The sequence below is a fragment of the Massilia sp. GER05 genome (genome assembly GCF_052056005.1).
GTDB lineage: Bacteria > Pseudomonadota > Gammaproteobacteria > Burkholderiales > Burkholderiaceae_D > Telluria > Telluria orientalis.
Window position 1 is genome coordinate 6,966,349 of the sequence record NZ_CP178858.1, and the last position, 11,739, is coordinate 6,978,087.

Below are 11,739 nucleotides of genomic sequence, written 5' to 3' on the forward strand. Positions count from 1 at the left end.
CGCTGTTAACCTTCGTCGCCATGTTCGACGACACTCTGCATTTTCTGGCAAATCATCTTGAGGCTCCCGACTGGGCAAGGTTGGGGGAGCATTTGCCATACGAATGGATCGAGCAGGCCGTCATAAGCACGGAAGCGACGAGTATCCGACATCGTCGCCTGCCTGCCGAGCAGGTTGTATGGCTGATGGTGGCACTGGCTTTGTATCGGCACAAATCGATCAGCGAAGTGCTGGATGATCTTGGTTTGGCGCTACCGGACGCGCAGACGCCGTTCGTCAGCAAAAGCGCTGCGGCCCAAGCGCGCCAGCGCGTCGGACCTGAGCCCTTGAAGTGGCTATTCGAGCGCTCGGCAAGGCATTGGGTGACGCAGGACAGGAAGGCTTACCTGTTCAAAGGACTGCAGCTGTTCGCCATGGACGGGACGACCTTGCGCACGCACGACACTGCGGAAAATCGCAACCACTTTGGCGCCCAGAGTTACGCCAGCGATACGGTCGCCAGCTATCCGCAAGTGCGCGGTGTCACCCTCACGTCGCTGCCCACGCACCTGGTGCATAGTGCCGCGTTCGGCCCATACTCGACCAATGAAATGCTGTACGCAAAGCAGCTTATCGAGGCTATTCCGGATGAATCGCTGACGGTCTTCGATCGAGGCTTTCTCTCGGCCGAAATCTTGTGCGGCCTGACAGGCAGCGGCGCCGAACGGCACTACATCATTCCAGCCAAATCGAACACCAAGTGGGAAGCGCTCGAAGCCGAAAGCGACGATATGTTGGTGCGCATGCGTGTGTCGCCCCAGGCCAGGGCCAAGTGCGCAGAATTGCCTGAGTTCTGGGAAGCGCGCGCGATCACCGTCGTCGACGCACAGGCGCGCAAACGCATCCTGCTGACCTCGCTGCGCGACCGTCGTCGCTACAAGCCAAGCGATATCGCCGCCTGTTACGACAAGCGCTGGGGGATTGAAACGAGCTACCGGGAGCTCAAGCAAACGATGCTCGGCACGGCACTGACGCTGCGCTCGAAAACAACGGATGGCGTATATCAGGAAATCTGGGGAACGCTTATCGCCTACAACCTGATCCGGCTCGAGATCGCCAAGGCTGCGCTGGCGGTGAAGTGCGAGCCGACCGAGGTCAGCTTCATCCGGGCATTCCACCTGATCCAATTCGAACTGCACTGGGCCGGCGTCACGAGATCGTATGGAAAATTGCCTGCGTCGATGAGACACTTGCGGGAAAGGCTGGTTAGCCTCCTGAAAGACGAACGGCCCGGCCGCAAATGCGACCGGGCCGTCAAGGCAACGCCAAAGCGTTATGCCGTCCGGAAGGTCAAGAAGCTAGCTTAACTGAACGGCATTAGGGTCAGAGCCCGGTTTTAAGCAACAAAAAAGGCACCCGCGGGTGCCTTCTTTTTGGGGGTTACGGCATCACGCCAGCTTGCCGTGGCAAGCCTTGAACTTCTTGCCGCTGCCGCACGGGCACGGGTCGTTGCGGCCGACCTTCACGCCCATGTAGGTGGTGGCCGGATCGTCCGCCATCGCCGTCGTGCCTGGAGTGACTGCGAGCGGCGCCAACAGTTCTTCCGGCGCCGCCGTCGGGTCGAAGTCGGCGTGCTGGTAGTTGACGTTTTCCAGGTGTGCAGCCGCTGCCTGCATCGCCGCTTCCGCCGCCTCGACTTCCTCGCGGGTCTGGATGCGGACGGTCATGATGGTGCGGATGACTTCGTTCTTGATCTGGTCGAGCATCGCGCCGAACAGTTCGAACGCTTCGCGCTTGTATTCCTGCTTCGGGTTCTTCTGCGCATAACCGCGCAGGTGGATGCCCTGGCGCAGGTGGTCCAGCGCGGCCAGGTGCTCGCGCCAGTGCGTGTCGATGTTCTGCAGCATGACGTTGCGCTCGAAGCCGCCGAACGCTTCCTTGCCGACGATGCCGACCTTCGCTTCGTACGAGCTCTCCGCGGCGGCCAGCACGCGCTCGAGGATGTCGTCGTCGTTCAGGTTCGGCTCTTCCTCCAGCATCTTCGCCAGCGGCACCGGCAGGGCCCATTCGTCGGCCAGCACGCGCTCCAGCGTCGGGATGTCCCACTGCTCTTCCACCGACTCCGCCGGCACATGGGTGCGCACGACGTCGGTGAACACGCCGATGCGCAAGCTGGCGATCAGCTCGGAGATGTCGGCCGCTTCCAGCAACTCGTTACGCTGGGTATAGATCACCTTGCGCTGGTCGTTGGCGACGTCGTCGTATTCCAGCAGCTGCTTGCGGATGTCGAAGTTGCGGGCCTCGACCTTGCGCTGCGCGCCTTCGATCGAGCGCGTGACCATGCCCGCTTCGATCGGTTCGCCTTCCGGCATCTTGAGGCGGTCCATCACGGCGCGCACGCGGTCGCCCGCGAAGATGCGCAGCAACGGGTCGTCCAGCGACAGGTAGAAGCGCGACGAACCCGGGTCGCCCTGGCGGCCCGAACGGCCGCGCAGCTGGTTGTCGACGCGGCGCGACTCGTGGCGTTCGGTGCCGATGATGTGCAGGCCGCCCTGCGCGACGACGTGGTCGTGCAGCGATTGCCATTCCTCGCGCAGCTTGGCCGACTGCTCGGCCTTCTGTTCCGGCGACAGCGATTCGTCCGCCTCGATGAACTGGATCTGCTTCTCGACGTTGCCGCCCAGGACGATGTCGGTGCCGCGGCCGGCCATGTTGGTGGCGATGGTGATCATCTTCGGACGACCGGCCTGCGCGATGATCTCCGCCTCGCGGGCGTGCTGCTTCGCGTTCAGCACGTTGTGCGGCAGCTTGGCCTGGTCCAGGATGCCCGACAGCAATTCCGAGTTCTCGATCGACGTCGTACCGACGAGGACCGGCTGGCCGCGCTCGTAGCAGTCGCGGATGTCGTTCACCATCGCCTGGTATTTTTCCTGCGCCGTCTTGTACACCTGATCCTGGCGGTCCTTGCGCTGCGACGGACGGTTCGGCGGGACGACGACGGTTTCCAGGCCGTAGATCTCCTGGAATTCGTACGCTTCCGTGTCCGCCGTACCCGTCATGCCCGACAGCTTGCTGTACATGCGGAAGTAGTTCTGGAAGGTGATCGAGGCCAGCGTCTGGTTCTCGTTCTGGATGCGCACACCCTCTTTCGCTTCCACGGCCTGGTGCAGGCCGTCGGACCAGCGGCGGCCCGTCATCAGGCGGCCGGTGAATTCGTCGACGATCACGACCTCGTTGTTCTGCACGACGTAGTGCTGGTCCTTGTGGTACAGCACGTGCGCGCGCAGGGCGGCGTACAGGTGGTGGATCAGCGTGATGTTGGCGGCGTCGTACAGCGACGCGCCTTCCGGCAGCAGGCCCATTTTCGTGAGGATGGCCTCGGCCTTTTCGTGGCCGGCCTCGGTCAGCAGCACGGTGTGCGCCTTCTCGTCCTTCGTGTAGTCGCCCGGGACTTCGATGTTGCCCCTGCCGTCCGGGGTTTCCTCGCCGATCTGCAGGGTCAGCAGCGGCGGGACTTCGTTGATCTTGTGGTACAGCTCCGTGTGGTTCTCGGCCTGTCCGGAAATGATCAGCGGCGTACGCGCTTCGTCGATCAGGATCGAGTCCACCTCGTCGACCACGGCGAAGTTCAGGCCACGCTGCACGCGCTCGCGCATCTCGTAGACCATGTTGTCGCGCAGGTAGTCGAAGCCGTATTCGTTGTTGGTGCCGTAGGTGATGTCGGAACCGTAGGCCTTCTGCTTGCTGTCGTGATCCATCTGCGACAGGTTCACGCCCGTCGTCAAACCGAGCCAGCCGTACAGGCGACCCATCTGCTCGGCGTCGCGCTGGGCCAGGTAATCGTTGACCGTCACGACGTGCACGCCCTTGCCGGACAACGCGTTCAGGTACACGGGCAGGGTCGCCATCAGCGTTTTACCCTCGCCGGTGCCCATCTCGGCGATCTTGCCGTAGTGAAGGACCATGCCGCCGATCAGCTGCACGTCGAAGTGGCGCATCTTCATGACGCGCTTGGCGGCTTCGCGGCAGACGGCGAAGGCTTCCACGAGGATGTCGTCCAGCGTGGCGCCCCCGGCCAGGCGTTGCTTGAATTCGTTTGTCTTTGCCTGGAGATCGGCATCGGACAGCGCTTCCATCTGCGGCTCGAGCGCGTTGATCTCGCGTACGGATTTTTGGTATTGCTTGAGCAGACGCTGGTTACGGCTGCCGAAAATCTTGGTCAGGAATGACATGCTGTGTTCTTCAAAAGTACGCCGCGAAAAAGGTCCGAGGAGCCCAGGATGATAGCAAAAACATATCTCCCCGAGAGCACCAATGGCAAAAAGCCACCGATTTTATCATGCGATCCGGCCACACTTGGGGGTCGCCCGGCGGATCACAAGTGCGGCTGGCAAAAAATGTTATCAAACTGCATTCGATTTCACACAAGACGCACGATTCTTCGCGGCAGGGCCGGCGGCTGTGGTATGTTCCGAGCATGCAGTCCACGAACAATCAGCAGCGTCCCTTCCATATCTACGGCACCCGCGACCGCAAGACGTCGTTCGTGGCGACCGACTTCCTGCGCGCCAACGACCGCCTCGCCGCCCTGATGCCGACCGCCCTGCGCGTGGGCAATTTGCAGCGCGACGTCAAAGCGATCCTGCCGCCGATGTACGCCGGCTGCGACGTGCTGTCGTTCCAGGATGCCGTGCTGACCCTCGCCGTGCCCTCTTCCGCCGTCGCGGCCAAGCTCAAGCAGCAGCTGCCCAAGCTGCAGGCGGGTTTGCAGAAAAAGGGGTGGCAAGTGGAGAACGTGCGCATCAAGATCCAGATGCGGCCGAACGTGCCCGTGCGCGAGGAGCTGAAGCCGTCCTCGCTGACCTTGCCGCCGACGGCGGTGGATGCGTTCGAGCAGTTGGGGGAAACGTTGCCGGAAACGCCGCAGAACGCGGCGCTGATCGCGGCAATCAAGAGGCTGGCGGAGAGACGGAAGAAATAGGAGCGTCGTTACTGCGAGACCGTCGTGAAAGTAACAAGCGCCGTTACCTTAACACCGTCATTCCCGGCACTGCCGGAAATGACTTCCCGCGAAGGCGGGCATCCAAGTGCGTTAGCGCAGTGCCGGCCTGCATTGGGTTCCCGCCTGCGCGGGAACGACGTTGTTTGGGGACGCGGGTAAGCTAAAGCCGGCGCCTCAGGTCAGCGCCCACTCCCTTTCCATCTGCGCGCCGTAGGACACGGGCGCCCGCTCCTGCGCATCGAACGTCACGATCTCGTACGATTCCGGATGCGCCAGCAGCTCGCGCAGCAGCAGGTTGTTCAGGCCGTGGCCCGACTTGTGCGCCTCGTAGCTGGCCAGCAGCGGCGAGCCGACGAGATACAGGTCGCCGATCGCGTCGAGGATTTTATGGCGCACGAACTCGTCGTCGTAGCGCAGGCCGTCCGCATTCAGGATGCGGTACTCGTCCATCACGATCGCGTTTTCCAGCGAGCCGCCGCGCGCCAGGCCCATGCCGCGCAGGCTTTCCACGTCCTGCATGAAGCCGAACGTGCGGGCACGCGCCACGTCGTGCACGTACGAGACCTTGCCGAAGTCGACGATCGCGCGCTGCGTCGTGCCGTCCACGGCCGGGTGGTTGAATTCGATGAAGAAGTCGAGCTTGAAGCCGTCGTACGGGGTCAGGCGCGCCCATTTCTCGTTGGCACCGCTGCCCTGGCGGACTTCCACGGGTTTCAGCACGCGGATGAATTTCTTGGGCGCGGCCTGCTCCTGCACACCCGCCTGCTGCAGCAGGAAGACGAACGACGACGCGGAACCGTCCATGATCGGAATCTCTTCGGCCGTGACGTCGACGTACAGGTTGTCGATGCCGAGGCCGGCGCAGGCCGACATCAGGTGCTCGACGGTCGAGACGCGCGCATTGCCCTGCGTGAGCACCGACGCCATGCGTGTATCGCCCACGATATCGGCATTCGACGGGAACTCGACGATGGGGTCGAGATCGACGCGGCGGAACACGATGCCCATATCGGCGGCCGCCGGACGCAGGGTCAGCTCGACCTTGGTGCCGGAGTGCAAGCCGACACCTGTCGTGCGCACCAGTTGTTTGATGGTTCGTTGTTTGAGCATCGTTCGATTATATCGTAGCGTTTACAGCCTTGCCGGGACCCGCCTGCCCCGGTGGCAGGAACACCACGTTTTCAAGGATGCTCGGCTTCCGCGTGAGTGGTTTCGTGGCGGATCAGGTACAGGCCACTGCCGATGATGATGGCGGCGCCCAGTAAAGTGTATTCATCTGGCAAGGTTTTCCACATGAGCCAGTCGATGGCCACGCCCCAGGCCAGCGCCGTGTATTCGAACGGCGCCACCACGGACGCCTCGCCGTGGCTGAACGCCTCCGTCAGCGCCAGCTGGCCGAAAAAGCCGCTCACGGCCAGCATCAGGATCAGCAGCCAGTGCCCGGCCTGCACGGGCACCCACGCGGGCGCGGCCATGGGCGTCGCACCGATCGCCATCAGCACCATCAGCCAGAACATCATGTGCTCGCCCCGGTCCGTGCGCGCGAGCACGCGTCCGGCCACGGCCGACACGGCATAGCACACGGCCGCGGTCAGCACCGCGAGTCCGCCCAGCGAGAAAAAGCCGGCGCCGGTCGGCCGCAGCACGACGAGCACGCCGGCCATGCCGACGCCGATCGCGATCCAGCGCGCGCCGTTCACGCGCTCGCCCAGCACGAACACGGACAGCACCGTGATCAGGATCGGGCCGATGAAAAAGATCGAATACGCTTCGGCCAGCGACAGCGTCTTGAGGCCGTACGTGAACAGCGCCAGCATCGCGATGCCGATCGCGCCGCGCAGCAGGTGCAGCGGCCAGCGGATCTGCCAGAGCGACCGCTGGCCGCCGCGCCAGAATAAATAAGCGCCGACGAGCGGCAGCGCGGACAACGCGCGGATCGACGCCACCTGCATCGCCGGGAAGTGCGCGGACAGGAGCTTCATCGTCATGTCCATGATGGAGAACATGGCGACGCAGACCAGCATCGCGCGAATGCTGCGCATGTTCCCGGCGAGGCGGCTCATGGGCGATCTCTCAAAGCGGCATCTCCATGAACAGCGACAGCGGATCCTCCCGGTAATCGCCGAACGGCGCGCGGCGCTCGAAGCCGAGACGCTCGTACAACCCGATGGCTTCCGGCTGATGAATGCCGGTCTCCAGGCGCAGCACCGACAGGCCGGACATCCGCGCGAACATCACGAGGTGCTCGAGCAGCTTGCGCCCGGTGCCGAGGCCGCGCTTGCGCTCGTCCACGAACATGCGTTTGATCTCACCATAAACTGAGCCATACTCCTGCTGGTTGACGAGCGCCGCGCACCCGACCGCCGCACCGTCCACGTCGCGCGCGACCAGGAACAGCACGTCGCCCTGCATCAGCGACGCGACGTCCATCAGGTGGTTGCTCTCGACCGGATACAGCGCGGCGCAGTACGCGTCGAGGCGCGCGAGCAGGTCGCGCACCTCGGGTTGGTCCGGCGTTTCGGTGTTGATGATCAAGGGTCGATCAGCCCAGTTGCTTGAGCAGCGTCTCGGCCGACGACACGTCGAAGCCGCCGTTCTCGATGTTCAGCTGCTTGACGACGCCGTCCTGCACCAGCATCGAGTAGCGCTTGGAGCGCACGCCAAATCCCTTGGCGACGAGGTCGAATTCCAGGCCCAGGGCCTTGGTGAACGTGGCGCTGCCGTCGGCCATCATGCGCACGATGCCGGTGGCCTTCTGGTCGCGGCCCCACGCGCCCATCACGAACGCGTCGTTCACGGAGATGCACCAGATCTCGTCGACGCCCTTGGCTTTCAGCTGGTCGGCCAGCTGGATGTAGCCGGGCAGGTGCTGCGCGGAGCAGGTCGGGGTGAAGGCACCCGGCAGGCCGAAGATGGCGATGGTTTTACCTTTCACGAGGTCGGCCACGTTGAACGTGTTCGGACCGAGTGCGCAGCCTTCGGTTTCGACGTCGATGAATTCTTGCAGGGCGCCTTCCGGCAGGCGGTCGCCGATCTGGATCGTCATGGTGGTATTCCTTTCAAGTTTCAAGAACCCGCAAGTATGCCTGAACCAAAGAAAACCGGGGTCAGAGCCCTTATTTTGGCAACTGCCCACGAGCCAATTCCAAAAATCGGGCTCTGACCCCGGTTCTCAAAAACGAAAGGCCAGGCTGCTTGGAACAGCCTGGCCCCGCATCATGGAGCGCCGGTGGTCAGCCGGCGTTGGAGTCTGCTACTTAGTCGGCTTGCTTGCGCAGGAACGCCGGGATGTCGTAGGTCTCGACACCGTTGTTCTGCATCGCGCGCACCTGCTCGGAGGCCTGCTCGCGGCGCCACACGGCCGGCTGCTTCATGCCGTCCATCGCGCCGGCGGTCGCCGTACCCATGGTCACGCCGGCCGTCACGCCCGGGGTGCCCGACATCATCGGCGCGCCGTACGTGCCGGTGCGCAGCACCTGCTGCGGCTGCACCAGCGAGATGTTGGCCTTGTTCTTGCCCAGGCCCGTCGCGACGACGGTCACGCGCAGTTCGTCGCCCATCTCGTCGTCGTAGGCGATGCCTTGTGCGATCGCGGCGTCCGGTGCCGCGAAGGCGCGCACGGCGGCCATGACTTCCTTGATCTCCTTGCCTTTCAGGCCGCGCGACGCGGTGACGTTCACCAGGACGCCCTTCGCGCCCGACAGGTCGATGCCGTCCAGCAGCGGCGAAGCGACGGCCTGTTCGGCGGCGATGCGCGCGCGGTCGACGCCCGACGCGGTCGCGGTGCCCATCATGGCCTTGCCCTGCTCGCTCATGATGGTCTTCACGTCGTTGAAGTCGACGTTGATGTGGCCCGGGACGTTGATGATCTCGGCGATACCGGCGACGGCGTTGTTCAGCACATCGTCCGCATGCTTCATCCAGTCCAGCATCGATTCGTCTTCGTAGATGTCTTCCAGCTTCTCGTTCAGGATGACGATCAGCGAGTCGACGTGCTTGGTCAGTTCGTTCAGGCCGTTTTCGGCGACGTCCATGCACTTCTGGCCTTCGTACGAGAACGGCTTCGAGACGACGGCCACGGTCAGCGCGCCCAGGCTCTTGGCGACTTCCGCGACGATCGGCGCGGCGCCGGTGCCCGTGCCGCCGCCCATGCCGGCGGCGATGAAGACCATGTGCGCGCCGCGCAGCGCGTCTTCGATGCGCATGCGCGATTGCTCGGCCAGCTGGCGGCCGATTTCCGGACGCATGCCCGCACCCAGGCCGGACTCGCCGATCTGGATGATGTTGTGGGCGCTGGATGCGGCCAGCGCCTGGGCGTCGGTATTCGCCGCGATGAACTCCACGCCGGCGACGCCCTTGTTGATCATATGCTGGACCGCATTGCCACCCGCGCCGCCAACGCCGACGACCTTGATGACCGTGCCCAATGCTGCGTTATCGACCATATCGAACTCCATGATGAACTCCTAATCTCGATGAGCCGTTTCCAAGCCCGAATCCTCGCGGACATCGCCAGGACTCGAGATTGGAAACGCGCCACTATTTTAAAAATGTTTCGTGTCCGTTACCAAGCAAATCTGCTACTAGCTGTTACAACCACTCCGAAAAACCCGCCACGCGTTGCGTTTACGTTGTTCCCATCCTGGCTCACGCGCGCTGCGGTCCTCCGCCGCCTCAGAAATTCCCGAGGAACCACTCTTTCATTCGTTGCCACACTGCCTTCACCGACCCGTCCTGACGGGTGACGATATGACCGCGCAGGTACTGTTTTTTCGCTTCCAGCAGCAGACCGAGGACCGTCGCGTAGCGCGGGCTGCGCACGACGTCCGCCAGTTGGCCGCGGTATTCCGGCGTGCCGAGGCGCGCCGGCTTCAGGAAGATGTCTTCCGCCATTTCGATCATGCCCGGCATGATCGACGAGCCGCCGGTCAGCACGATGCCCGACGAGAGCACGCCTTCGTAGCCGGACTCGCGCACGACCTGGTGCACCATCGCGAACAGTTCTTCCACGCGCGGCTCGATCACGGCAGCCAGCGCCTGGCGCGACAGCGAACGCGGTCCGCGGTCGCCGAGGCCCGGCACTTCCAGCGACTCGCCCGGATCGGCCAGCACCTGCTTGGCCACGCCGTAGCGGATCTTGATCTCTTCCGCCTCGCCCGTCGGCGTGCGCAGCGCCATCGCGATGTCGCTCGTGATCTGGTCGCCGGCGATCGGCAGCACGGCCGTGTGGCGGATCGCGCCGTCGCTGAACACCGCGATGTCGGTGGTGCCGCCGCCGATGTCGATCAGCACGACGCCCAGTTCCTTCTCGTCGTTCGTCAGCACGGAATCGGCCGACGCCATCGGCTGCAGGATCAGGTCCGAGACCTCGAGGCCGCAGCGGCGCACGCACTTTACAATATTCTGGACCGCGGACACCGCACCGGTGACGATGTGCACGCGCACCTCGAGGCGGATGCCGCTCATGCCGATCGGCTCGCGCACGTCTTCCTGGTTGTCGACGATGAATTCCTGCGGCACCGTGTGCAGCAGCTGCTGGTCGGTCGGGATGTTCACGGCCTTCGCCGTCTCGATCACGCGCGCCACGTCCGTGGCCGTCACTTCCTTGTCCTTGATGGCGACCATGCCGCTCGAGTTGAACGAACGGATATGGCTGCCGGCGATCCCCGCATACACGTTGCGGATCTTGCAGTCGGCCATCAGCTCGGCTTCCTCGAGCGCGCGCTGGATGGATTCGACGGTCGCTTCGATGTTGACGACAACGCCCTTCTTCAAACCCTTGGATTCGTGCTGGCCCAGTCCGATCACCTCGTGGCGGCCATCGGCCATCACTTCGGCCACTACCGCCACCACCTTCGAGGTACCGATGTCGAGGCCGACGATCAGGTTCTTCGCGTCTTTTGTCATGTTTGCTGTCGCCTGCTTAAATTAGATCTGCTTTGTAGTTTTGGTATTTGTTTTTTTCTTCACTGCCGCCTTCACGGGCTTGGTCGCATCCGCCGGCACGGTCAATGCCGCCGAGGACAATGCGAGACCGTTCGGATAGCGCATGTCGATCGTATCGATGCGCCCCTCCTGCAGTCTAGCCACCAGCTGGGGGTAAATGCTCACCAGCCGCTGCACGCGCCCGTGCAGCGTGTCCTTGTCCTTCTCGCGCCCCAACTCCACGCTCATGCCGTTGTTCAGCTTCACGGTCCAGGCGTAGCGGTTCGACAGGCTGATCGACTCCGGCATCAGGCGGATCGGCGCGAACCAGCGGCGCAGTTCCGCGAAGCGCGTCAGCACTTCCTTCTCGCTGCCGGGAGGACCATCGAACGCAGGCAGTGCGTGGTCCTCGTCGGCCTCGGCCTCGCCCAGGTTGGCCGTGAACACGTCGCCCTTCACCGACAACAGCTTGCCGTCCCCGCCCCAGGTGCCGAGCGCCTCGTGCTCTTCCACCTGCACGATCAGCTGGTTCGGCCACTCGCGGCGCACGCTGGCCTTGCGCACCCACGGCACGGCCTCGAAGGTGGTGCGCACCTGTTCGAGGTCGGTCGTGAAGAAGTTACCGCTGATCTTCCCGAGCACCCCGTTACGCACCGTCAGCTCGTTCACGTGCTGCAGGTCCAGCCCGTACATGCTCTCGACCCGCACCGCGCGCAACGTGAACATCGGGCGCTGCGACAGCCACCACACTCCCGACGCCACACACGCGAGCACCACCAGCGCGGTGAGCGCGCTGGCGGTTGCATTCAGAGCTCGCACGTCATGCCACATCT

General features: G+C 63.6%; 10 protein-coding genes. 2 read left to right on the plus strand and 8 right to left on the minus strand.

The genetic code is table 11. From position 1 onward, the window contains the following. Positions 1-20: 20 nt before the first annotated feature. Entirely contained in the window at positions 21-1,346 is a 1,326-nt protein-coding gene (locus ACL58G_RS30655; protein ID WP_440963700.1) for an IS4 family transposase, read from the plus strand. A gap of 81 nt (positions 1,347-1,427) precedes the next feature. On the opposite strand, the gene secA is transcribed toward ACL58G_RS30655, so the two are convergent. Further along, complete coding sequence (gene secA, locus ACL58G_RS30660) at positions 1,428-4,211, minus strand: preprotein translocase subunit SecA (protein WP_413386906.1); 2,784 nt, start codon at positions 4,209-4,211, stop codon at positions 1,428-1,430. 245 nt (positions 4,212-4,456) lie between these two features. On the opposite strand from secA, the gene ACL58G_RS30665 reads away from it, so the two are divergent. Continuing rightward, complete coding sequence (locus ACL58G_RS30665; RefSeq protein ID WP_440964265.1) at positions 4,457-4,960, plus strand: DciA family protein; 504 nt, start codon at positions 4,457-4,459, stop codon at positions 4,958-4,960. A 195-nt stretch (positions 4,961-5,155) separates the two neighbouring features. Here ACL58G_RS30665 and lpxC read toward each other — a convergent pair whose 3' ends face one another. From lpxC to ACL58G_RS30700, 7 genes are all read right to left on the minus strand, one after another. After that, entirely contained in the window at positions 5,156-6,091 is a 936-nt protein-coding gene (lpxC, locus tag ACL58G_RS30670) for a UDP-3-O-acyl-N-acetylglucosamine deacetylase (RefSeq protein WP_413386903.1), read from the minus strand. A gap of 71 nt (positions 6,092-6,162) precedes the next feature. Next, positions 6,163-7,044 carry a DMT family transporter gene (locus ACL58G_RS30675; RefSeq protein WP_413386902.1) on the minus strand — a complete coding sequence of 294 codons (882 nt, stop codon included), beginning with the start codon at positions 7,042-7,044 and terminating at the stop codon, positions 6,163-6,165. Between the two features lie 10 nt (positions 7,045-7,054). Continuing rightward, positions 7,055-7,516 carry a GNAT family N-acetyltransferase gene (locus ACL58G_RS30680; RefSeq protein WP_440964267.1) on the minus strand — a complete coding sequence of 154 codons (462 nt, stop codon included), beginning with the start codon at positions 7,514-7,516 and terminating at the stop codon, positions 7,055-7,057. 7 nt (positions 7,517-7,523) lie between these two features. Further along, positions 7,524-8,027, minus strand: a complete 504-nt coding sequence (locus ACL58G_RS30685) for a peroxiredoxin (protein ID WP_413339101.1) — start codon at positions 8,025-8,027, stop codon at positions 7,524-7,526. A 211-nt stretch (positions 8,028-8,238) separates the two neighbouring features. Next, positions 8,239-9,438 (minus strand): cell division protein FtsZ, encoded by a 1,200-nt coding sequence (ftsZ, locus tag ACL58G_RS30690; RefSeq protein WP_056122832.1) that lies wholly within the window; start codon positions 9,436-9,438, stop codon positions 8,239-8,241. 217 nt (positions 9,439-9,655) lie between these two features. Further along, a complete protein-coding gene (ftsA, locus tag ACL58G_RS30695; RefSeq protein ID WP_056122830.1) occupies positions 9,656-10,888 on the minus strand; it encodes a cell division protein FtsA in 1,233 nt (410 codons plus the stop codon). A gap of 21 nt (positions 10,889-10,909) precedes the next feature. After that, a complete protein-coding gene (locus ACL58G_RS30700; RefSeq protein WP_413386901.1) occupies positions 10,910-11,737 on the minus strand; it encodes a cell division protein FtsQ/DivIB in 828 nt (275 codons plus the stop codon). Between the last annotated feature and the right edge of the window lie 2 nt (positions 11,738-11,739).

What these genes read in the sequence shown, in the direction of transcription:
- ACL58G_RS30655 (WP_440963700.1), top strand. Translation starts at nt 21, where the DNA reads ATGTTCGACGACACTCTGCATTTTCTGGCAAATCATCTTGAGGCTCCC.
- secA (WP_413386906.1), bottom strand. Translation starts at nt 4,211, where the DNA reads ATGTCATTCCTGACCAAGATTTTCGGCAGCCGTAACCAGCGTCTGCTC.
- ACL58G_RS30665 (WP_440964265.1), top strand. Translation starts at nt 4,457, where the DNA reads ATGCAGTCCACGAACAATCAGCAGCGTCCCTTCCATATCTACGGCACC.
- lpxC (WP_413386903.1), bottom strand. Translation starts at nt 6,091, where the DNA reads ATGCTCAAACAACGAACCATCAAACAACTGGTGCGCACGACAGGTGTC.
- ACL58G_RS30675 (WP_413386902.1), bottom strand. Translation starts at nt 7,044, where the DNA reads ATGAGCCGCCTCGCCGGGAACATGCGCAGCATTCGCGCGATGCTGGTC.
- ACL58G_RS30685 (WP_413339101.1), bottom strand. Translation starts at nt 8,027, where the DNA reads ATGACGATCCAGATCGGCGACCGCCTGCCGGAAGGCGCCCTGCAAGAA.
- ftsZ (WP_056122832.1), bottom strand. Translation starts at nt 9,438, where the DNA reads ATGGAGTTCGATATGGTCGATAACGCAGCATTGGGCACGGTCATCAAG.
- ftsA (WP_056122830.1), bottom strand. Translation starts at nt 10,888, where the DNA reads ATGACAAAAGACGCGAAGAACCTGATCGTCGGCCTCGACATCGGTACC.
- ACL58G_RS30700 (WP_413386901.1), bottom strand. Translation starts at nt 11,737, where the DNA reads ATGTGGCATGACGTGCGAGCTCTGAATGCAACCGCCAGCGCGCTCACC.